Raw genomic sequence first — 21064 nt, forward strand, 5'->3', positions numbered from 1 at the left:
AGTTTTATAGAATTGTTTTACTCAACCAAATCAATCAACTCCTGAGGTGCTTCAATATCCATTCTTAACAGGGTAGATGCGTGTGTTTTTCCCTGAGCGTCCAATTTCAGTGATACTGTTCCGCCTCCACCCAAACTCTCGTTGAGGATAAAGTTTAGCGCACCAATATTATCCATTTCATAGCGTTCAACTTCACCTTTACAAATATGCTTCATATGTTCTTTCACCCGGTCTGCCGAAAGTTCATTTTTCAGGAAAGGATAGATCTCAGGATGACGTGCAATGATCCCCACATTACTTCCATTTCCTTTATCTCCGCTGCGACCGTGGGCTAATTTCAATAGTTTTACAGTAGGCATCTCAATAGTTGTTTAGTTTATTCAATCGTTAACTCCATTTGTTTATAAAATGGAATATTTTCTACTCAATTTCACCTATCAGGAATAGTTCTTCATCGTATGTAGCAGCTCTCTTTTTCACCTCATCCAATGAGTCAGGAGAAACAATAGCAATGAGTCCAATTCCAAGATTAAACGTCTGTCTCATATCCTGTTCTTCTACATTTCCTGTCTTTTGAATCAATTCAAAAACTGCAGGTCTTTTCCAGCTATCCCAGTTAATATGGATTGATAAACCATCAGGAACAACTCTCTTTGTATTGCCAATAATCCCCCCACCGGTAATGTGAGAAAAGCCATTAACTCCCTGAACAGATTTTAAATCCGTTATCAGTTTTAAATATGATTTATGAACTTGAAGCAGTTCTTCACCAATGGTTCTATTTAATTCATCCGGTTGATCATCTACACTATATTCACTGAATAGAACATTTCTGGCCAGTGAGTATCCATTGGTATGCAGGCCACTGCTTTTAAAACCTACCAGGAGATCACCTTTCTTAATTTTTGATCCGTCAATGAGCTCCTCTTTATCGACTACACCTACAATGGTTCCGGCCAGATCAAACTCACCTTTTTTATAAATATCCGGCATTTCAGCTGTTTCACCACCTATCAGTGCTACACCATTCTCCTTACACGCTTTAGAAAAACCTTTAATTACATCGAAACCTACATGCTGTTCCAGCTTACCGGTAGAAAAGTAGTCTAAAAAGAAAAGAGGTTTTGCACCACATACTGCAATATCGTTCACACAATGGTTCACCAGGTCCTGTCCCACTGTATCAAATCGATTGGTTTTAAATGCTACAATTAATTTGGTTCCCACTCCGTCTACGCTGCTTACAAGTACCGGCTGTTTGTACGATGAAAAGTCTGCATTAAACAGAGCTCCAAATCCCCCGATGTTCGTCAATACGTTTTCGTTATGTGTTTCCTGAACAACGTCTTTAATGGAGTCGACTAACTCTTCTCCGGCTTTTATATCTACGCCTGAATCTTTGTAACTGAATGTTTTTTTACTCACTGTATCGGGATCAATAATTGAACTTAACTTGATAAGATTACCAATAAACCGTTAGTGAAAAGAATCTTTCTATGCCTGGGAAGTAGAATAAGGTTCATTTATAATCTTGCCTAAATATAGAAAGAATGAGAGAATGGATTTGATTTAATTCCTAATGTTTTCCACACGTATATACGATAAGGATTAGATTAATATTTTGTCTTTTAGTAGTAGTGCCTGTGGATATGTTTATAACTTTTTTATCCTTTCTTTTACAGTGATGTTTGGTTTATTGTTGATAATTTTGTGGATAAATAAAGAAGTAAAATCAATTACTTAGGTTGCAATAAAAAAAGTAATTAACATTTTATAAGGATCACACCTATCTTAACATATTAATCTATCCACATCAAAAGTTGTTCTTTTCGGATGTGTAAAATCCCGGATTTTTGTGAATTGCTGTGGATAGATATTTGAAATAATTACAAATTCATTTTGTCCACATAGTAATCTCGAATTATTAACACTCTTTTCCACATATGAAAGTTGTTGTTCAGCGCGTAAACAGAGCATCAGTAACCGTCGAAAATGAAATTACAGGGAAAATTAAAAAGGGATTACTTCTCTTGGTTGGTATACACGAAACGGATACAAAGAAGGAAATCGACTGGTGCTGTAATAAAATATCTAAGCTACGGATATTTGAAGATGATGAGGGAAAAATGAACAGATCGGTCCAGGATATAAAGGGAGGAATTCTGGTTGTTTCTCAGTTTACGCTATATGGGGATACAAAAAAGGGAACCAGACCCAGTTTTATTGAAGCGGCTAAACCTGATGTTGCTGAACCACTTTATAATTACATGGTTGAGAGATTTAAAAAGAGTACGGATCTCAATATTCAGGAAGGAAAATTCGGAGCAATGATGCAGGTTGAATTGCTAAACGACGGACCTGTAACCATAATTGTTGAGAAATAGATGTCTGTACTGTTTGTATTTATTGATGGAGTTGGAGTAGGTGATAAGACAAAAAATAATCCTCTTGCTGATTCAACCTTAAAATCGTTCTCTTATTTTACCAATGGGGATGGCCTACATAGTGGGTTGGATGAAGTAATTGAGGATGATAAACTCTTTTTAAAAATAGACGCAAATTTGGATGTTGAGGGTCTGCCTCAAAGTGGAACGGGACAGGCATCTTTATTTTCAGGTGAAAATGCTTCAAAGATTGCTGGAAAACACTTTGGACCCTTTCCCTATTCATCAACAAAATTTCTTTTAGAAAAGCGGAGTCTGTTTCACAAAGCAATAGAGAGTGGATTTAAACCTCACTTTTTAAATGCTTATCCGGAATTGTTTTTTACAAAATCGGAAAAAAGAGATCGATGGACCTGTACTACATTAATGGCAAAATCTGCAGGTTTAAAATTAAATGGAATAGATGAAATTCTAAATGAGGAAGCTTTAACAGCAGAAATTATTCAAAAAGCGTGGAGAGAGTCTTTGAATCTGGATGTTCCTGTAATTACCCCGGAAGATGCATCAGTAAGGGCATTAAGGAGTATGAATAAGTATGACCTGGTTCTGTACGAATATTACCTGACAGATAAAGCAGGTCATGCAATGAGTAAAAAGAAATCAAGAGAAGTTTTAAATATTTTGGATCGGTTTTTGAGTTCTGTTATTCAGAATTTAGAGAAAGATGATACACTGGTAATAACAAGTGATCATGGGAATCTGGAAGATCTTTCTATAAAAACCCACACTCGCAATCCTGTGCCTCTTTTTGTAAAGGGAGATACCAAGCCATTTCTGGAGACAAAATCGATATTGGATATAACGCCGGCAATTATAGAAGTTTTAAAAAGGGATAGAAACAAAAAAAGCCCTTCAAAATGAAGAGCTTTTTTATAAAAAGGTATCTAATGGAGCTGATAGAATTAAGACACAGCATCTTTGATTCGATCGAAAATCTCCTCAATAGATCCTACACCGTCAATTTCTTTAACAGCACCTTTTTCTTTGTAGTAGTTTAAAACAGGGGCTGTCTCTTTTTGATAAACGCTCAAACGATTTTTTACTTTTTCGGGAGTGTCATCAGATCGTCCTTCACCGCGGCTCAAAATTCGATTGATAAGTTCTTCTTCCGGAACGGTAAGAGTTAAGAATGCATCAATTTTTTTACCATTCTCTTCAAAAAAAGAATCGAGAGCTTCAGCCTGTGCTACTGTTCTGGGAAACCCGTCGAGAATGACACCTTTGTCATACTTCGGCTTGCTGAGTTCATCTTTAACCAGATCAACAACCGTTTCGTCCGGTACAAGATTACCGGCATCCAGGATGGATTTAACCTTTTTACCTAAAGGAGTTTCATTTTTGATATTTTCTCTGAAAATATTTCCGGTAGATAAATGAGGAATGTTAAAGTGCTTCTGCATCTTTTCAGCCTGAGTACCTTTACCCGCTCCCGGAGGGCCAAAAATTATAATATTCATGATAGCCTAATTATTTTATAGTTAGCGCATAGTCTCTCTGAACGCATCAGGAAGGACTGATTTAAAATGACAACGTACATGTCATAAAAAAGGCGATGCATTAATGCATCGCCTGTATAAAATAGATACTACTTCTTATTATTGGTAGTATTCGTAGAATCTTTTTCACGGATTCGGGCTGCTTTTCCTCTTCTGTCACGAAGGTAGAAAAGCTTAGAACGGCGAACACGTCCTTTCTTTTTCACTTCAATTTTAGCAATGAAAGGAGAGTATAGAGGGAAAATTCTTTCTACGCCCACGCTGCCTGACATTTTACGCACAGTAAACGTTTTATTGGCACCACTTCCGCGTTCGTTAATAACAACGCCCTGGTACTGCTGAATTCGCTCTTTATCCCCTTCACGAACACGATAGTGAACGTTTACGGTATCACCGGCTGTAAATTCCGGTAGATCGTCGCGTACAACGGTCTGTTCTACAAGTTTCAATTTATCCATGATTATTGTCCTCGTTACTGGGCTTTAGTTTTTCTTTTTAAATTTTTCGTATAAATCGGGTCGTCTCTGTTTGGTTCGTTTAATCGCCATTTCGGATCGCCATTCAGTAATTTTTTTATGATCACCTGATCGTAAAATGTCCGGTACTTTTAAACCTTCAAACTCTGCGGGTCGTGTGTATGTGGGTGGTTCAAGCAGATCATCCTGAAATGAATCTGTAAGAGCACTTTCTGCATCTCCCAGAACTCCGGGAAGCAGTCGAACAATAGCATCAGTCATAACCAATGCCGGAAGCTCACCGCCTGATAATACATAATCACCGATTGAAAATTCACCGGTAATCAGTTCATCCCTCACACGCTGATCAACACCTTTATAGTGACCGCAAAGAATGATGATATTCTTTTTAAGTGACAGCTTATTAGCATTTTTTTGCTCAAACTTTTTTCCGTCGGCTGCTGTAAAGAGTACATCATCGTATGTTCGTTCACTTTGCAGTTTACGAATACAGGAAAAAATAGGCTGTGCTGTCATTACCATTCCGGCTCCGCCTCCATATGGATAGTCATCAATTTTGTGATGTTTATCCTCAGAATATTCGCGAAGATCATGAGTGTAGATTTCTACCAGTTTATTATCCCTGGCACGTCCCACAATACTATTTTCAAGCGGGCTGTTCAGCAGTTCAGGTACACCTGATATGATATCAATTCTCAGCATTTAACCTTCTTCAATAAGTTGGTCGAGGTTTTTGCAGTGAATAGTACTGCTGTTGTGATCTACACGATCTATATACTCATCCACAAAGGGAATAAGCAGCGAACCGGTTTGATACTTAATTTCGAGAATTGGATGTGCAGGATTTTCAAAAACATCCAGCACAAGGCCAATCTCTGTATCATCAGAGATGATGCTGTAGCCTGTTACATCAACAGAGTCGGAATCATCCTTCTCCTGTTTGATCTGGTTTAGCTCTTCATTTACAGCAAAGAGAGCTTTATTCATTGCGGCTTGGGCATCATCCCGGTCAGCGATTAAATCAAATTTTACAAAGAACGTTTGTTGGTTTCTTTTTTTTTCAACCCTGTAAGATTCAATTCTTGCGGGTATCAGATCAGAGCGTTCGTTCTTCATATAGAAGAGATCAATCTGATCAAAAAGGCCATCAATAAAGTTTTCATTTGGCTGAAATCGAATGTTTCCATCCAATCCTCTGGGCCTGCCAAAGCGGCCAATTTCGATAAACCGGTTATTAACAATATTACTCATAACCGGTTTAATGAATTACTCTTCCTGCTTGCTTTCCCATGCACGCTGAACCGTAACACGATCTTCATCTTTAGGAACAAATCCTTTCAATTCTTCAAGAGAGGTGTTTTTAATATGGTCAATCGCTTCAGTAGCATTCATATCTGTTGAAACTTGAGAAGGAGCCGTTTCTTTTTCTTCAGCTTTTTTCTCCTCTTTTGGAGCTTCTTCCTTCTTCTCTTCCGCAGGTTCTGCTTCAGCTTTTTCTTCTGTTTTTTCCTCTTCTTCAGAGTCGTCAGCTTTTACTTCCTCTTCAGCAGGTGCCTCTTCGGCTTCCTCTGCTTTAGCTTCTTCCTTCTCTTCAGATTTTTCAGCTTTAGCTTCTTTTTTCTCTTCTGCTTTTGGCTCAGCAGACTCCTCAGCGACTGCTTCCTTTTCTTCCTCTTTTACTTCATCGGCAGTTTCTTCTGCAGCTTCAGCTTTTTCTTCTTCAGCAGCTTCTTTGGCTTCGGCCTCTTCTTTAGCTTTCTTTTGCTCGAGTTCTTTGGCTGCAGCGGCAGCTTTTTCTTCCAGCTGTTTCTTATACTCTTTCTCTTCAGCTTTCAGAATTTCTTGCTGTTTAGCTTTACGGCTGCTGTCTTTATCAGCATTTTTCTCTTCACGAGCGGTTCTCCACTCTTCGAGAGCAGCTTCAATCTCTTCTTCACTTTTACCCCATCGTATCAGGTGCATTTTGTAGAGGATACCCTCTTTTTTGAAAATGCTGCGAACAGTGTCGCTGGGTTGTGCTCCAATTTTGAGCCAATGCATTACGCGTTCTTCGTCGTAAGAGAGCTGTTTGTCTTCACTCACATTGTCGAATCGGCCAAGTCTTTCGATGATTCGGCCATCACGAGGAGAACGGCTGTCTGCTACCACGATGTGGTAAAAAGGTCGTTTCTTTCTTCCTTTTCGTTGTAAGCGTATTTTAATCAATGATGTACTCCTTTAAGGTTTTGTTAAGTATATATTCGTTTTGTTATTTATTGTCGGCCAAACGGCAGATTTTTCAATCCTTCCATTGCCCGGCCTACTTTATTCATTTTGGTCATCGTCTTCATCATCTTCTTCATCTGTTCAAACTGCTTCATCAACTCATTGATTTCCCGAACAGATGTGCCGGACCCTTTTGCAATACGCCGGCGACGACTACCATTTAGTAATGAAGGATCATGTCGTTCTTCAGGTGTCATTGAATCAATAATGGCTTCAATGGGCTTAAATGAATCTTCATCCAGATCCTGATCCTTCATGGCTTTATCAGCACCGGGAATCATACCAACCAGGTCGGTAATATTTCCCATTTTTTTGATCTTCTGTATCTGATCATAAAAGTCTACGAGATCGAACTTGTCAGACTTTATTTTCTTCTGAAGTTTCTGGGCCTGATCTTCGTCAAACTCTTTTTGAGCTTTTTCTACCAAAGAAACTACATCTCCCATACCGAGAATTCGCTGTGCAAGACGATCCGGATAGAAAGGTGAGAGCGCGTCCAGCTTTTCGCCGGTACTCATAAATTTGATAGGCTTTTGAACTACAGATCGGATAGAGAGTGCAGCACCACCGCGTGTATCTCCATCCATCTTTGTCAGTACTACTCCATCAAAATTGATTGTGTCGTTAAATGCCTTGGCTGTGTTAACAGCATCCTGGCCGGTCATGGCATCAACCACAAAAAGAATCTCGTCGGGGTTGACCGCTTTTTTAATTTCGGCAACCTCTTCCATCATTTTTTCATCCACGTGAAGCCGGCCGGCTGTATCAATAATAACGGTATCGAGTGCCAGGCTCTTTGCCATTGATACGGCTTCTTTGGCTACACGTACCGGATCTTTTTGGTTAATGGAGTAGACAGGAACATCAATTTCAGATGCCAGGGTTTTTAACTGATCGATTGCAGCGGGACGATAAACGTCGGCAGCTGCTAAAATAGGGTTTCTGTTATTCTCTTTTTTCAGGTATCGGGCCAGTTTACCTACAAATGTGGTTTTCCCGGATCCCTGGAGTCCTGCAATAAGAATAACGGTAGGGGGAGTATTTGCAACGGCGAGATCGGCTCTCTCTTCGCCAAGCATTTTCACCATTTCGTCATAAACAATCTTGGTGAACTGCTGACCGGGATTCACAGCGGTTAAAACATCGGATCCCATTACCCGTTCTTTAATATCATCGGTGAATTGACGGGCTACTTCTAAATTTACATCTGCATCCAGGAGGGCGCGACGGATTTCCCGTACGGTTTCAGCGATGTTGACATCGGTGATTTTCGACTGCCCCTTTAGGGACTGTACGGCTGATTCTATTTTAGAAGACAAATCTTCAAACATTACACAGGCTCGTTTAATTAAAATATCAAATGATGCAGAGTCTCAAATGATACGGACATTCCCTTGAATTATCAACATGTAATATTAGAAAAGTTTCTCTCCGCCAATAGAGAATGACCTTCTTTCGATCAGTTTTATCAAAAAGGATTAAAAAAGGCTCTTTATAGTATATAAAGGGATCTATTCACGGTTTATTTTCTCCACTTCTACGATTCCATTACGGGTAAAGGTGTCTAAAATAAGAGAGGTTGTCCACGAAGTTTCCACACCGGTTATTGGTAGATCTAAGCCTTCAATATCAACAGGAATGAGCCGGATGGATATTCTCAGTTCTGAATTTGTTGTTCCTGCGTTATCAACACAGAAATAAGATTGGTTTGATCCGTTAGTGCAGGCCCGGAAAATATCATCAATTGAAAATTCGAATTCATTATCACTTTCATCGGAAATTAGCGAGACGGTCTCATTGAATTGATAGAGCCGATCCCGGATATCGGAAAAAATTATTTCGATTTTGTAATCGCCATGTACGGTACCGGTCGACTTTATGTTTAGGGTAAACCCATCAACTGTAAGATCTTTAACCTGAACATCATCAATTTTGTGTAAATCGGATCTTATTTGTTGCTGTTGTTTAAGCTCTTCTCTGGTTTGATCTGCTCTGTGTTCTCCTGTCCAGATAAAAGCTAATACTAGAATGAGTGAACCACCGAGTACAAACAGTAAATTTTTTGAGAGTTTTTGCAGAGCGGGGTTTTGGCGGGCTTTCATTCCGACGGCGATAAAAAAAGCACCGGACACATTCAGTAAAATACCGAAGAAGATCAATGGGATATACCAAAAAAGTAGCGATTGATCGGCTTGATCTAAGGACTGAGCGCCCGTATAGATGTAAATCCCGATCAGAAATAATCCGCTCAAAGCAAGCAGGATACCCGAAATGATAGTAAGTACGGGTATATAACGATTTGTTTTCATGACAACGAAAAAGGGCAAAAATTAAATAACATGCAATGCTTATCCGCCCCGGCCATACTTTATATTTCGATGTAAGGGTCGAAGTAGTTATTTTCATCAAAATAGCAGCAATCAACCTATAAATTAGTAGAACAGATATGTCTCAAGAAAAAGGATATGGATTATTAAAAGGAAAAAAGGGGATTATTTTCGGTGCTTTGGATGAGAGAAGCATCGCCTGGAGAATTGCCCTGGCCTGTAAGCGTGAAGGAGCTGATTTTGTATTGAGTAATGCCCCTGTTGCTCTCCGTCTGGGAACATTAGATGCGTTAAGCGAAGAGACCAACGCTAAGATTATTCCATGCGATGTGAGCAGTGAAGAGGATGTTGAAAAATTGATGAAAGAGACAAAAAAAGAGCTTGGCGGTGTGGATTTTATTCTTCACGCGATTGGCATGTCTCCAAATGTTCGAAAGAAGAAAGAGTATAGAGATTTGAACTATCAGTGGCTGAATCAAACATTGGATATTTCAGCAATTTCACTTCACAAGGTTCTCAACTATGCAGAAAAAACAGATGTAATTAATGACGGCGCCAGCGTAATTGCACTGTCCTATATTGGTGCTCAAAGAATTTTCTCGAAGTATTCCGATATGAATGACGCTAAAGCACTGCTCGAAAGTATCGCGCGTAATTACGGAAGCCGACTGGCCGATCGCGGCATCCGTGTGAATACAGTCTCGCAGGCTCCGACAAAAACATCTGCCGGTTCCGGGATTAAAGGATTTGACAGTATGTATACCTTTGCTGATAAAATTGCGCCTCTTGGCAATCCAACGGCAGATGAGTGTGCCGATTACTGCGTAACACTTTTCTCTGACTTAACCCGGAAAGTGACCATGCAGAACCTCTATCACGATGGCGGCTTTGTGACTAGTGGTATTTCAGAAGAGATGATCGACGGTTTAGTGAAACTCTACGCTGACGAAGAGTAATTTCCATACCAAGACATGGTATTTTATTGACAACAGTTTTTGTTTGTGTTGCCCTAAGCCGGTTATGTTTCGAGGCGAAGACGTCGCAAATTTAAAAATACCATGTCTATTTAATTTTTGATTTAAACCATCACAACATGCCCATTAAAATTCTCGGTATCGACCCTGGCTCTCGAACTACCGGTTACGCAATTCTGGAAGAGACGAATGGATCGTATAGGGCAGAGGTTTGTGATGTAATCCGATTGGCAAAAATGGATGATCATAATGATCGTCTGCAGTTTATTTTTGATGAGATTACTAAACTGATAAAAGAGCACAAACCCACTCAATGTGCTATAGAAACACCGATTTACGGTGTAGATCCGCTGGCCATGTTAAAGCTTGGGCGGGCTCAAGCTGCGGCAATTCTTGCCATAACCAATCAAAATATTCCCGTTTCGGAGTATTATCCCAAAGCAGTAAAAAAAGCGATTACCGGTAACGGAAATGCCAGCAAAAAACAGGTCGCATTTATGCTGGAGCGGGTTATGACGTTACCCGAAAAGAAATTAAAGGATGATGCAACGGATGCGTTGGCCGTGGCATGGTGTCATCACACCAAAACAGGACACATTCCGGCCGGTGATATGAAGAAAAAAATGCATCAAAACAACAGTAAAAACAGTTGGGCGGCTTTTGTAGATGCCAATCCGGACAGAGTAAAAAAGCATTAACCATTCCAAGCGATTTAAGTTCTAGCTAAAATTATATGATTGCCTATTTAAAAGGAGTATTAGACAGCAAAACAGAAGACCGGTGTATAATTGATGTTCAAGGTGTTGGGTATGGGGTTGAGATTTCGAATCAAACCCTGCAGACACTTCCTGAAAAAGGAAAGGAACTCAAACTGTTGATCTATCATCATATCACGGACAGCGATCAGCGGTTGTTTGGATTTGCGACATCAAAAGAGAAAAACCTGTTTGAACGGCTAATTACCGTGAAAGGAATTGGGCCAAAACTGGGACTTACTATTTTATCCGGTATGCCTCCTTCAAATTTAATGGAGGCGATTGTTACGCAGGATACCGCAGCACTCTCAAATATTTCAGGAATCGGGAAAAAAACTGCAGAGAGAATGGTATTGGAGCTGAAAGATAAACTCTTTGATGAAACACAGCCGTCTGTTGCCACCGGAACAACCGAGCAGCGCAGCAAACATGAAGAGGCCGTCTCAGCACTTGAAGCCTTAGGTTTTAAGAAAAGAGAAGCAGAACAGACCGTTCAGAAAATTACGGCTGCCAATCCAAAATTTTCGGTTTCAGATATTGTTAAGAGTGCCTTGAGCAGAATGAACAGGTAATAATTTCTTAACAACAGAAGGTTATTTTACAGACAGTACTCATTGGAGCAATGAGCTTTGAATCGTAAATAAACCATTATTTGATTTGTCTAAACAAACTATTCTTGTAGTCGATGACGAACAAGACCTTCTTGATCTGATCGAGTATAATCTCAAGAAAGAAGGATATAAGGTACTGAAGGCCGAAAATGGTCAGCAAGGGATTGAAATGGCAAAAGAACACCACCCCAATCTGGTTCTTTTGGATATCATGATGCCAAAAATGGATGGGATTCAGGTATGTGAGAAGATGAGAGCAAATCCGGATCTCAAATCGATTCCCGTAATATTTCTCACAGCACGCAGTGATGAAAAAACAGAAGTGGAAGGACTGGATATTGGAGCGGATGATTTTATCACCAAGCCCATCAGTACTACAAAGCTGCTCTCCAGAATAAAAGCTGTTCTTCGGCGATATGATGAAACTGAAGAAGAGGTCAATAAACTGGAAGTACACGATCTCAAAATTGATAAAGACAGATATATTGTTACTCGCGGAGAGGAAGAATTTCAATTACCCCGAAAAGAGTTTGAGCTTCTCTATTATCTGGCCAGCCGAAAAGGTAAGGTGCGCGACAGACAAACTCTTCTGAATAAAGTTTGGGGAGATAATATTTACGTAGTTGATCGAACCGTGGATGTTCATGTTCGAAAAATCAGAGAAAAGCTTGGCGATCACTATATTGAAACAGTAAAAGGAGTGGGTTACCGTTTCAAAGATTAAATTTTGGATCCATTGAGAAAGAACTTTTTTTCTGCCATATCTCTGAGAACAGCAGGAATCTCATCTGTTGTGATTGCACCAACCATTTCACTGTTGATTTGGTACATCACCGAAATGAACTCCTTTGAAACACTTCTTCTGTTTGTTCTTCTTTTTGGAGTAGTGTTTACGATTATCTATTCCATTTCAGCTTATCTCCACAATTCAAGGTTGAACCAGTTAACCCGCATTGTTAAAAACATTTCTCAAAAGCAGTTTGAGGAGTATGACGATATAACCATCCAGCAGGAAGATGAACTTGATGCGCTATTAAAACAGACCATCAGAGCCAGTAAAATGGTGGAGAAGGAACTTGAACGACTAAATAAGATTGAAAATTATCGAAAGGAGTTCATCGGAGACATCTCACATGAACTTAAAACACCGATATTTGCAATCCAGGGATTTATTGAAACACTTCTGAACGGAGCGGTTCACGATGATGAAGTGAATGAGGTTTTTCTCCATAAGGCGATGAAAAATGTGAATCGGCTCACCTACCTTACAAAAGATTTGATGGAAATTTCCAGACTTGAAACGGGTGAGTTAAAGTCGAACATGCAGGAGATGTTTTTGCGCGATGTGGTTCTGGATGTTGTTGAAAATCTTCAGTACAAAGCAGATAAGGAAAAAATTGAGCTGATTGTTCATGATTTTGATAAAAATATTCAAATCAGGGCCGATCGGAATCAGATCAAACAGGTGCTTATAAATCTCATCGAAAATGGGATCAAGTATAACAAGGTGAACGGCAGGGTCGAAATCGGCCTGAACAGCCTGAAGGGTGATAAAATTGAGTTGTTTGTAAAAGATACCGGAATCGGAATTGATCCGAATGACATTGCCAGGGTTACAGAGAGATTTTACAGAGTTGATAAATCACGCTCGAGAGAGAAAGGAGGGACAGGACTTGGGCTGTCTATTGTGAAGCACATCATAGAAGCACACGGCGAAAAATTGAGTATAGAAAGTAAACCGGACGAGGGTTCCACATTTCGGTTTACGTTGACCAAAGTTTCTCACGTTTCAGTTTGATCACCTTTTTTCTACCTTTCTGATCTATTATTGAGAACTAAATTTATTTTACATGATCTATGCTGTAGTAATGGCCGGGGGATCCGGAACCCGGTTTTGGCCTAAAAGTACCAAAGCACTGCCGAAACAGTTTTTAAATCTCTTTGGCAGCGATACAATGATTCAAGAGACCGTAAAACGCCTGGAAGGATATATAAACCCGAAAAACGTGCTGGTTGTCACAAATGATAACTATGTGCCCATTGTGGAACAGCAACTTCCGGATGTCAGGAAAGATCATATCATTGGGGAACCGGTCGCTAAAAATACAGCACCTTGTGTAGCAGCGGCTGCCGCGATTTTAAATAAGTTGGATCCCGATTCTGTAATGGTTGTTTTGCCGGCCGACCATCAAATCACCCAAAAAGAGAACTTTCTGGATGTACTGAAATCTGCAGTTGAAACGGCACAGACGGAAGATTCCCTGGTAACCATTGGCATTGAGCCCAATCGTCCCGAAACCGGCTATGGTTATATCTGTTATGATGCTGATAAAAAACTGAGTAAATCCGGAAACCCTGCCTACTCTGTAAAAAACTTTACCGAGAAGCCAGACCTTAAAAAGGCAGAAGATTTTTTGTCGTCAGGAAATTATTTATGGAATAGCGGGATGTTCATTTGGAAGACGGAAACGATCCTGAATGCATTTAAAAAGTATCTGCCCGATGTCTTTAAATTGACTGAGAAATTGCAAAAATCAGATCTGACGCAAGAGGACATCAGTCAGTTTTATTATGCCTGCCCATCCATTTCTATTGACTATGGAATCATGGAGAAAGCTGAAACCGTGCATGTTGTTCCCGGAGAGTTTGGATGGAATGATGTTGGGAGCTGGACTGCAGTTCATGAACTCTCTGAAAAGGATGAGAATTTAAACGCCTACGGTAATACAAAGGTATCCATACACAATTCGGGTTCAAATCTGATACATACCGAAAGTGGCAAAATTGTTTCACTCGTCGGTGTTGATAATGTAGCCGTGGTAGAAACGGATAAAGCTATATTGGTGGTTAACCTGGAGAAAGCCCAGGGGGTAAAGGATGTAGTGGAAGAATTGAAATCAAACCCTGACTTGAAAGAGTATCTCTGATTGAATCAGATTGTTATTTCCATCTGATCGTAGGCAAGCTGAACATGCGATGGGAGCTGCTTGTTCGATTCTTCATGATCCACATAGCTATTCATGTGTATCAGGTAAGTTTGGGGGATATTTAGCTCATCGGCTATTTCTACCGCTTCGGGAATAGTTAGATGTGTCGGGTGCTCGGGCTGCCACCTTAAACCGCTCAGCACCATGACTTTACTTCCTTTGACAAGTTCCTTGGTTTTATCAGGGATGGATTTTACATCAGTCATATAGGAGAAATCGTTAATCCGATAGCCCTGGACGTTTATTCTGCCATGATTGTAAGGCAGGGGAGTGATCTGAAGATCACGAAACTTGTGAGCTTCATCGATCACCGACATATCAACTGAAGTTGATCCCGGATATTTATTATCGCCAAACATGTAATCGAACCGTTCCTGAATGGATTGAAGGGCCTGGCCGGATGTGTAAAGAGGAATAGGACCTTGCTGTGCATAGTTAAATGCCCGCAGATCATCGAGTCCCGCAACATGGTCCATATGTTCGTGTGTGATCAAAACCAGGTCGATCTTTTTCACTCCGGATCGAATTGTTTGAATTCTAAACTCAGGCCCGGTATCAATGATTACCGATGTTTGATCGGTTTCAATCCAAACGGAACACCGTGTCCGTTCATTTCGGGGATCACCGCTGATGTGTTCTGAACCGAATCCGCCGGCAACAGGGACACCCATGGAAGTTCCGGTACCTAAAAAGGTGCATTTCATCATTCCTGAACTTCCTCTGTTATATCTTCTTCACTGAAACGGTCGAGCCGTTCCCACATTTTTTCCAGTTCTTTGCGTACTGCGGGTTTGATATAAGTTTCATCAGGATTGAGACTCTTTAACACTTTTGCAAGGATTGCAGCCTGAGATTCCGTAGGTTTATTTTTATTAATGACGATCAGTTTTTCACCTTCAATAACACATTGGTCCCCGCGAAATGCTCCTCTCTCTTTGCGGATGGTATACCCGCCTTTTTCACAGAGAGACTCCAGCTCCATTAAAAATGTTTCTGTTTTCATTACAGTGTAATCCCGATTGAAATTGAGTGGGAAGTATAATCGTAATCATTTTGATCACCATCAATATCATATCTCCTGAAATCGAAATGGTAACCTAAAGCAATTCCTCTTTGACCAATTACATTTTTGATGAGCAGCTGAGTAGCACCATCAAACCGGAAAAGGTTACCACCAAACAGGCTGCCCTGAGAAAAACTGAAACCATAGTTTGGTGTCGCTTTCAATGTAAAATCAAAACGCTCTGACAATCTAGCCGCTGTTCGAATACCCGAACCGACTATAAATGAACTTTGCTGAAATTCAGAATCTGTATTGTTTTGTTGAACTCTTTTTAAATCCGTTGTGATTTGTATTGGAAGCTGTAATAGAAAATTTCTCTCTTCACTCGAATAAATATTCAGATTGTTATGCAGCCTTCCTGCTATATTTACATAGCTGTTGTTGTTCATCCCCGTAACAGAGCCGCCCAGCCCCAGCCCGATATCTATTCCGGGACTTTCAAGTCTAAATCTTAATATACCGTCGTCAAAGCTGTAGTCATCAATATCAATCAAATTGCTGTTTCGGTTGTCAAATTCTCCGATTTCCCAACCGATGCTGATTGTCGTTTCTGTACCAAGTAATTGTTGACGAACAGGGGAGGAGTCGTCTACCGAAAACATTTGTGCAAATCCACTCAATGGAAATGCTAGTAATATCAGTGCAAATGAGATTAATTCTTTCATGGTTTGTAAATTTCAGGGAATGAATTTCTAAATCGTAATGGTTTAACAGTAAAACAAATGTAGCTATCTATGAAAACAATATCTTTAATAATTGGTTCACTCTTATTTATGGGACTATCCACATCTCAAACAGTTTATGATTTCAGTTTAGAAACACTTTCGGGTGAAGAAGTATCTCTATCTCAATTTGAGGGAAATGTACTGCTTATCGTAAACACGGCATCCGAATGCGGTTATACCCCACAATATAAAGAGCTTCAAGAGTTGTACGAAGAGTATAACGATCAAGGCTTCTATGTATTAGGATTCCCTGCAAACAATTTTGGCGGACAAGAACCGGGGTCTGACGAGGAGATTGCTCAATTCTGTGAAATGAATTACGGAGTAACCTTTCCCATGTTCACAAAAATTTCTGTTAAAGGAGATGATCAGCATCCATTGTATAATTATCTGACACAAACAGATAACCCGGATTTTACGGGTGAAATTGGATGGAATTTCGAAAAATTTCTTGTTGACCGGAACGGAAACGTCGTCAGAAGATTTAAAAGTAATGTAACTCCAATGGGTGAAGAACTCACAAGCGCAGTAAAAGATATAATTTAACAAAGAGCTTACATACATCCCATCACCATCCCGATAAAGGGCTACAGTTGAACTTGTAGCCCTTTTATTTTTTATAAAAAAGTTTCATTCTTTCTTGACTTCGTATCGGAAGGCTCCCTATATTTAAATCTGTTCAAAAATGGAACATGGTCCGGTAGTTCAGCTGGTTAGAACGCCTGCCTGTCACGCAGGAGGTCGCGAGTTCGAATCTCGTCCGGATCGCTTAAAAGCTGCTCACATCGTGAGTGGCTTTTTTTGTTTGTAGAAGGTGGTTATTACCTGTCTCTGATTTCCACCGATATGCGAAAAATTTGTTACTTCAGCCCTAACTTTTGGATCCTTGCCTGAAATTGTTTGATGGCATATTCCAGGAACCACTCTTTCTCTAAACCAAAAGGGACTTCTTCGTAAGGTTCAAATATTTCGTGAATGATATTTGTGGCGTCATTGAGTAGGGTGGTTAGCTCTTCTTCGGCATAGTGTGTTAACTTGGGATTTTCATCAAGTATTCTGTTTATCAGAAATAAACCGTATGCAATGTGACGGGACTCATCCATTTTTAATTTAGTGATACCTTCTCTAAGACCGGGCAAGAGATCTTCTTTTTCGAGCATATTATAAAAAGCTGCATACCCGGTCTCTGCCAATGTGCCCTCAACAATCATATTATAGGTAATGGATGCTTTTAGTATACTTTCCGGAGAATTATCAACGTGCAGCTGGGCCATGGCTCGTGGTAATTTTTCGTAGAAGATGACCTTATAAAAGGGTTTATGATATTTTGTCGGATCAGGTATCTGATTAAGTACGTTGTTCTTGTAGAGAGAAAAGAATTCAACATGTTTAGCTTCTTCCCATAAAAAAGAGGTCAGATAGATCTCCTCTTCTAACCGTCCTTCCCTGGCAATAATATTTATTAAGGGAAGTAAGTCTGTAGTAACGGCTTCTTCTCCGGCCATAAAAATTGATATCAAATGATAGATAATCTCCTTTTCTTCATTGGATAGATTTTTCCAGTGCTCTTTATCAGTAGGCAAATCAATTTCCGATGGATTCCATATCCCAAACTGTTTAGCTTTTTGGAAAAGTTTCATTGGGAAGGAGTCATGATCCAAACCGGAGGAAGTGGTTTTGTAGTGTGTTTTACTTAAAACCTGCTCAGTTTTATTAACAGGAGAGTGCTCTTTATGCTGAGTTCCATTTTGAAGTGCAGGTGCGCATTCAATTAAGGTCATCGCAGCTTTTCGCTGAGTGGATAATAAAACCAAGCTTCCTTTTTCTAATTTCACTTTTCCCATCATGATCTGCTTTGTTGGATCACTTTTTTGTTCAATAAGTTTTATCCATGTTTTTTCTTGAGCTTTTAAAATAATATCTGATATGTCCTCATCTTCTTTAGTTGCATACCGGATGGATTCACACTTCCCATAATTTAAATCTAAGTAAATCCCTTCAGCCTCAAAATTTTTCAAACGGTCTGGCAGAATGTCAAACTTTAGAATAACAAACGTATTCCAGTTTTTGCCGTGGTGAGAATAGGTGTCACTCTCATTAAGATTATCTTTCCAATCATTCATCCACTGTTGTGAAAAATAACCTGTATCTGTTTGTTTCTTCTTTTTAAACCACATGCTTTCAATTTTTGAAATCTTTTATAGATAGCCTTCGTTTACTCATTTGAATCTACAGATCATTCAATGATTTAAAAATTCCGTAAATAACGGTATTTTTAAAGTCTGAAGAAAATCCGATAAAATTAATAAATAAAATAAAATCAAATAGATATGAATAGTTTGTATCCCACATATGATGTTATAGTAGTGGGAGCAGGGCACGCAGGCAGTGAAGCTACAGCTGCAGCTGCTAATATGGGAGCGAAAACACTTCTTATTACAATGAATTTGGATGCTGTGGCAAAGATGTCATGTAATCCTGCTATGGGAGGAGTCGCTAAAGGTCAGCTGGTTCGAGAGATTGACGCTTTGGGCGGTCAGAGTGGTATTGTTAGTGATCGCAGTGGAGTACAGTTTAGAATGTTGAATAGAAGTAAGGGACCTGCTATGTGGAGTCCCAGGTGTCAGAGTGATCGATCGCTCTACTCAAAAATCATGAGAGAGAACCTTGAAAAAATTGATAACCTATTTTTCAGACAAGATAATGTTGTAGACATTCTTACCGACGATGACGGCAAACATGTTAAAGGTGTTGTTACTCAAACGGGACAAACTTTTGAATCTAAATCCGTAATTCTAACTAGTGGTACTTTTCTAAATGGAGTGATTCATATTGGTGAGTCACAATATGGAGGAGGGAGATCCGGAGAAAGGGCTTCTGTAGGAATATCTGCTTCTTTGGAAAAACTTGGTTTTGAAGTGGGTCGGTTAAAAACCGGAACACCACCAAGAATTGACGGCCGGTCTATTGATTATTCAAAACTTGAGATTCAGTATGGAGATGAAGACCCGAGTCCCTTTTCGTTTATGACTGATGAACTGCCTTCTGTTGATGAACAGTTAACCTGCTGGATCGGATATACAAATGATGAAGTTCATAAGACTTTAGAAACAGGATTTGATCGCAGCCCAATGTTTAATGGGAGGATCAAATCAGTTGGACCAAGATACTGTCCAAGTATTGAGGACAAGATCAATCGTTTTGCAGATAAGGACAGACACCAACTCTTTTTAGAGCCGGAAGGGTGGGATACATATGAAATGTATTTGAATGGATTTTCTACATCATTACCGGAAGATGTTCAGTATCATGCACTGAGAACAATTCCCGGTTTTGAAAACGCAGTAATGCTTCGTCCCGGGTATGCAATTGAGTACGACTATTTTCCACCATACCAGGTAAAGCGAAGCCTGGAAACGAAAAGAGTAAACGGACTTTTCTTTGCGGGACAAATTAATGGAACAACGGGATACGAAGAGGCTGCTTGTCAGGGGTTGATTGCGGGAATAAATTCTGCCCTCTTTATTAAGGGTGAGGATCCATTTGTAATAAAAAGATCGGAAGGGTATATCGGAGTTTTGATTGATGATTTAATCAATAAAGGTACCGAGGAACCTTATCGAATGTTCACCTCAAGAGCTGAACACCGAATATTGCTTCGCCAGGATAATGCAGACCTTCGTTTAACTGAATTGGGTAAACGTATTGGCTTAGTTACTGATGAGCGATATGAACGATTTAAAACAAAAAAGGATGAAATTGATCGTCTGTTTGATCTGATTGAGAATTATACGGTTCGCCCAGAAAAGATGGATCCGATGCTTGAGGGGAAGGGCACTACAAAACTGTCTCAACCGGTAAAAGCAAAAACGCTTATTCCGCGACCCCAACTACATCTTCAGGATTTATTGGATGCGGATGAAGAACTGAAAGGGCTAGTATCCAAGATCACGGAAAACCAAGAAGTTCTTGAGCAGGTGGAGATTCAGATCAAGTATGATGGATACATTAAAAGAGAATTTGAGATGGTTGAAGAAGTGAGTAAGCAGGAGAATACATCTATCCCGGATAAAGTAGATTATCATAAAATCAAAAGTTTATCATCTGAAGGACAAAGTAAGCTCAGCAAAATCAAACCCGAAACGATCGGTCAGGCATCCAGAATCAGCGGTGTATCTGCAAGCGATGTTGCTGTACTAATGGTCTATTTGAAAAATTAACAGGTTTCACGTGAAACATTCTATAAAAGAAATCACTGTAAACAAGAATATTTTACGGGAAGCGCGGGAGTTGTATCAAAAAAACGAGCCGCTTTTAGAGTCCTACCTGGATGAACTGCTTGATTGGAATCAAAAAATTAACTTAGTTAGCCGCAGTGTTTCACGTGAAACAGTGAGAGAACACGTGGTTCATTCGTTGATACCGGTTGTTTTGGGGTTGATGGGTGATATTGAAGAGTGGATTGATTCCGGTACGGGTGGGGGCTTACCGGGTATACCTTTGAGTATCGTGCTAAATGAAAAGACATTTTGGTTGAATGATAATGTGAAAAAGAAAGTGATGGCTGTATCCGGTATCGTGGACGCTTTGGGTTTAGAGAATGTTAAGACGTTGCCCAAAAGCATTTCACTGGTTGGATTAAAAACCGGGACCGGAATTGTAACCAAACATGCGTTTAAAATTGGCGATTTGCTGCGTCTTACAAAAAAGAAGCCGTGGAAAAAGATCATCATGTGGAAGGGGATTGAGGGGGCGAAAGAAGAAATAAAACGGATCCACTCGAACATAGAGTGCACACTCTATTCATTTAACTTCGGTGAAGAGTTTTACGAAGGGAAAGGATTAGTTGTGCTGGAAAAGTAAAATAACCCCTTTCTTTTTCAGTGATTGTAGCCCATCTTTAAGAACGAAATTCATAATGAATTGTTTACATTTTCTGTT

The 21064-nt window shown here is 39.8% G+C and carries 24 protein-coding genes and 1 tRNA gene; 12 read left to right on the top strand and 13 right to left on the bottom strand.

Translation table 11 applies throughout. The features are described from left to right. Positions 1-17: 17 nt before the first annotated feature. Together CWD77_RS14800 and purM are read right to left on the bottom strand one after the other, a co-directional pair. On the bottom strand, positions 18-359 hold the full coding sequence (locus CWD77_RS14800; RefSeq protein ID WP_101074368.1) for an AtuA-related protein: 342 nt from the start codon (positions 357-359) through the stop codon (positions 18-20). Between the two features lie 61 nt (positions 360-420). Continuing rightward, entirely contained in the window at positions 421-1425 is a 1005-nt protein-coding gene (purM, locus tag CWD77_RS14805) for a phosphoribosylformylglycinamidine cyclo-ligase (RefSeq protein ID WP_101074369.1), read from the bottom strand. A gap of 518 nt (positions 1426-1943) precedes the next feature. Here purM and dtd point away from each other — a divergent pair. Further along, complete coding sequence (gene dtd / locus CWD77_RS14810) at positions 1944-2384, top strand: D-aminoacyl-tRNA deacylase (RefSeq protein ID WP_101074370.1); 441 nt, start codon at positions 1944-1946, stop codon at positions 2382-2384. Then, the gene (locus tag CWD77_RS14815; RefSeq protein WP_101074371.1) at positions 2385-3305 is read left to right on the top strand and encodes an alkaline phosphatase family protein; all 921 of its coding nucleotides are present in this window, start codon (positions 2385-2387) and stop codon (positions 3303-3305) included. 41 nt (positions 3306-3346) lie between these two features. On the opposite strand, the gene CWD77_RS14820 is transcribed toward CWD77_RS14815, so the two are convergent. The 7 genes from CWD77_RS14820 to CWD77_RS14850 all read right to left on the bottom strand — a co-directional run bounded on the left by CWD77_RS14820 (position 3347) and on the right by CWD77_RS14850 (position 8990). Next, on the bottom strand, positions 3347-3901 hold the full coding sequence (locus tag CWD77_RS14820; RefSeq protein WP_206018036.1) for an adenylate kinase: 555 nt from the start codon (positions 3899-3901) through the stop codon (positions 3347-3349). A 128-nt stretch (positions 3902-4029) separates the two neighbouring features. Beyond that, a complete protein-coding gene (rplS, locus tag CWD77_RS14825; RefSeq protein ID WP_101074373.1) occupies positions 4030-4398 on the bottom strand; it encodes a 50S ribosomal protein L19 in 369 nt (122 codons plus the stop codon). 24 nt (positions 4399-4422) lie between these two features. Next, positions 4423-5115: a tRNA (guanosine(37)-N1)-methyltransferase TrmD gene (gene trmD, locus CWD77_RS14830; protein ID WP_101074457.1), complete on the bottom strand. Its 693-nt coding sequence runs from the start codon at positions 5113-5115 to the stop codon at positions 4423-4425. 3 nt (positions 5116-5118) lie between these two features. After that, complete coding sequence (gene rimM / locus CWD77_RS14835; protein ID WP_101074374.1) at positions 5119-5667, bottom strand: ribosome maturation factor RimM; 549 nt, start codon at positions 5665-5667, stop codon at positions 5119-5121. Positions 5668-5682: 15 nt separating this feature from the next. Further along, positions 5683-6621 carry a 30S ribosomal protein S16 gene (rpsP, locus tag CWD77_RS15850; protein ID WP_101074375.1) on the bottom strand — a complete coding sequence of 313 codons (939 nt, stop codon included), beginning with the start codon at positions 6619-6621 and terminating at the stop codon, positions 5683-5685. Positions 6622-6668: 47 nt separating this feature from the next. After that, a complete protein-coding gene (ffh, locus tag CWD77_RS14845; RefSeq protein WP_101074376.1) occupies positions 6669-8012 on the bottom strand; it encodes a signal recognition particle protein in 1344 nt (447 codons plus the stop codon). 180 nt (positions 8013-8192) lie between these two features. Then, entirely contained in the window at positions 8193-8990 is a 798-nt protein-coding gene (locus CWD77_RS14850) for a tripartite tricarboxylate transporter TctB family protein (RefSeq protein WP_101074377.1), read from the bottom strand. A 137-nt stretch (positions 8991-9127) separates the two neighbouring features. On the opposite strand from CWD77_RS14850, the gene CWD77_RS14855 reads away from it, so the two are divergent. The 6 genes from CWD77_RS14855 to CWD77_RS14880 all read left to right on the top strand — a co-directional run bounded on the left by CWD77_RS14855 (position 9128) and on the right by CWD77_RS14880 (position 14275). After that, the gene (locus tag CWD77_RS14855) at positions 9128-9964 is read left to right on the top strand and encodes an enoyl-ACP reductase FabI (protein WP_101074378.1); all 837 of its coding nucleotides are present in this window, start codon (positions 9128-9130) and stop codon (positions 9962-9964) included. Between the two features lie 137 nt (positions 9965-10101). Beyond that, a complete protein-coding gene (ruvC, locus tag CWD77_RS14860) occupies positions 10102-10680 on the top strand; it encodes a crossover junction endodeoxyribonuclease RuvC (RefSeq protein ID WP_206018038.1) in 579 nt (192 codons plus the stop codon). 35 nt (positions 10681-10715) lie between these two features. Then, a complete protein-coding gene (ruvA, locus tag CWD77_RS14865) occupies positions 10716-11309 on the top strand; it encodes a Holliday junction branch migration protein RuvA (protein ID WP_101074379.1) in 594 nt (197 codons plus the stop codon). Positions 11310-11394: 85 nt separating this feature from the next. Further along, entirely contained in the window at positions 11395-12072 is a 678-nt protein-coding gene (locus tag CWD77_RS14870) for a response regulator transcription factor (protein ID WP_101074380.1), read from the top strand. A gap of 12 nt (positions 12073-12084) precedes the next feature. Further along, entirely contained in the window at positions 12085-13146 is a 1062-nt protein-coding gene (locus CWD77_RS14875; protein ID WP_240596843.1) for a sensor histidine kinase, read from the top strand. A gap of 52 nt (positions 13147-13198) precedes the next feature. Further along, positions 13199-14275: a mannose-1-phosphate guanylyltransferase gene (locus tag CWD77_RS14880; protein ID WP_101074381.1), complete on the top strand. Its 1077-nt coding sequence runs from the start codon at positions 13199-13201 to the stop codon at positions 14273-14275. Positions 14276-14280: 5 nt separating this feature from the next. Here CWD77_RS14880 and CWD77_RS14885 read toward each other — a convergent pair whose 3' ends face one another. From CWD77_RS14885 to CWD77_RS14895, 3 genes are read right to left on the bottom strand one after another with little or no spacing between them, the layout of a single operon-like run. Beyond that, entirely contained in the window at positions 14281-15042 is a 762-nt protein-coding gene (locus CWD77_RS14885; RefSeq protein WP_240596845.1) for an MBL fold metallo-hydrolase, read from the bottom strand. Further along, complete coding sequence (locus CWD77_RS14890; protein ID WP_101074382.1) at positions 15039-15338, bottom strand: hypothetical protein; 300 nt, start codon at positions 15336-15338, stop codon at positions 15039-15041. The genes CWD77_RS14885 and CWD77_RS14890 overlap by 4 nt, the downstream gene beginning before the upstream one ends. Then, entirely contained in the window at positions 15338-16063 is a 726-nt protein-coding gene (locus tag CWD77_RS14895) for a hypothetical protein (RefSeq protein ID WP_101074383.1), read from the bottom strand. The genes CWD77_RS14890 and CWD77_RS14895 overlap by 1 nt, the downstream gene beginning before the upstream one ends. A 69-nt stretch (positions 16064-16132) precedes the next feature. Here CWD77_RS14895 and CWD77_RS14900 point away from each other — a divergent pair, with 69 nt between their 5' ends. Beyond that, positions 16133-16669 carry a glutathione peroxidase gene (locus tag CWD77_RS14900; RefSeq protein ID WP_101074384.1) on the top strand — a complete coding sequence of 179 codons (537 nt, stop codon included), beginning with the start codon at positions 16133-16135 and terminating at the stop codon, positions 16667-16669. Positions 16670-16817: 148 nt separating this feature from the next. Next, positions 16818-16891, top strand: a tRNA-Asp gene (locus CWD77_RS14905). Between the two features lie 92 nt (positions 16892-16983). On the opposite strand, the gene CWD77_RS14910 is transcribed toward CWD77_RS14905, so the two are convergent. Then, positions 16984-18300, bottom strand: coding sequence for a R2-like ligand-binding oxidase (locus CWD77_RS14910; protein ID WP_101074385.1), 1317 nt, complete (start codon positions 18298-18300; stop codon positions 16984-16986). 153 nt (positions 18301-18453) lie between these two features. On the opposite strand from CWD77_RS14910, the gene mnmG reads away from it, so the two are divergent. Next, entirely contained in the window at positions 18454-20343 is a 1890-nt protein-coding gene (gene mnmG, locus CWD77_RS14915) for a tRNA uridine-5-carboxymethylaminomethyl(34) synthesis enzyme MnmG (RefSeq protein WP_206018039.1), read from the top strand. A 10-nt stretch (positions 20344-20353) separates the two neighbouring features. Continuing rightward, positions 20354-20986, top strand: coding sequence for a 16S rRNA (guanine(527)-N(7))-methyltransferase RsmG (locus CWD77_RS14920; RefSeq protein WP_165779166.1), 633 nt, complete (start codon positions 20354-20356; stop codon positions 20984-20986). The last annotated feature ends 78 nt before the right edge of the window (positions 20987-21064 follow it).

Source organism: Rhodohalobacter barkolensis (assembly GCF_002834295.1).
GTDB lineage: Bacteria > Bacteroidota > Rhodothermia > Balneolales > Balneolaceae > Rhodohalobacter > Rhodohalobacter barkolensis.

Bases quoted from the DNA above. Each gene is read 5' to 3' on its own strand.
- CWD77_RS14800 (WP_101074368.1), bottom strand. From the start codon at position 359: ATGCCTACTGTAAAACTATTGAAATTAGCCCACGGTCGCAGCGGAGAT.
- dtd (WP_101074370.1), top strand. From the start codon at position 1,944: ATGAAAGTTGTTGTTCAGCGCGTAAACAGAGCATCAGTAACCGTCGAA.
- CWD77_RS14815 (WP_101074371.1), top strand. From the start codon at position 2,385: ATGTCTGTACTGTTTGTATTTATTGATGGAGTTGGAGTAGGTGATAAG.
- CWD77_RS14820 (WP_206018036.1), bottom strand. From the start codon at position 3,901: ATGAATATTATAATTTTTGGCCCTCCGGGAGCGGGTAAAGGTACTCAG.
- rplS (WP_101074373.1), bottom strand. From the start codon at position 4,398: ATGGATAAATTGAAACTTGTAGAACAGACCGTTGTACGCGACGATCTA.
- rimM (WP_101074374.1), bottom strand. From the start codon at position 5,667: ATGAGTAATATTGTTAATAACCGGTTTATCGAAATTGGCCGCTTTGGC.
- ffh (WP_101074376.1), bottom strand. From the start codon at position 8,012: ATGTTTGAAGATTTGTCTTCTAAAATAGAATCAGCCGTACAGTCCCTA.
- CWD77_RS14850 (WP_101074377.1), bottom strand. From the start codon at position 8,990: ATGAAAACAAATCGTTATATACCCGTACTTACTATCATTTCGGGTATC.
- CWD77_RS14855 (WP_101074378.1), top strand. From the start codon at position 9,128: ATGTCTCAAGAAAAAGGATATGGATTATTAAAAGGAAAAAAGGGGATT.
- ruvC (WP_206018038.1), top strand. From the start codon at position 10,102: ATGCCCATTAAAATTCTCGGTATCGACCCTGGCTCTCGAACTACCGGT.
- ruvA (WP_101074379.1), top strand. From the start codon at position 10,716: ATGATTGCCTATTTAAAAGGAGTATTAGACAGCAAAACAGAAGACCGG.
- CWD77_RS14880 (WP_101074381.1), top strand. From the start codon at position 13,199: ATGATCTATGCTGTAGTAATGGCCGGGGGATCCGGAACCCGGTTTTGG.
- CWD77_RS14885 (WP_240596845.1), bottom strand. From the start codon at position 15,042: ATGATGAAATGCACCTTTTTAGGTACCGGAACTTCCATGGGTGTCCCT.
- CWD77_RS14890 (WP_101074382.1), bottom strand. From the start codon at position 15,338: ATGAAAACAGAAACATTTTTAATGGAGCTGGAGTCTCTCTGTGAAAAA.
- CWD77_RS14895 (WP_101074383.1), bottom strand. From the start codon at position 16,063: ATGAAAGAATTAATCTCATTTGCACTGATATTACTAGCATTTCCATTG.
- CWD77_RS14900 (WP_101074384.1), top strand. From the start codon at position 16,133: ATGAAAACAATATCTTTAATAATTGGTTCACTCTTATTTATGGGACTA.
- CWD77_RS14910 (WP_101074385.1), bottom strand. From the start codon at position 18,300: ATGTGGTTTAAAAAGAAGAAACAAACAGATACAGGTTATTTTTCACAA.
- mnmG (WP_206018039.1), top strand. From the start codon at position 18,454: ATGAATAGTTTGTATCCCACATATGATGTTATAGTAGTGGGAGCAGGG.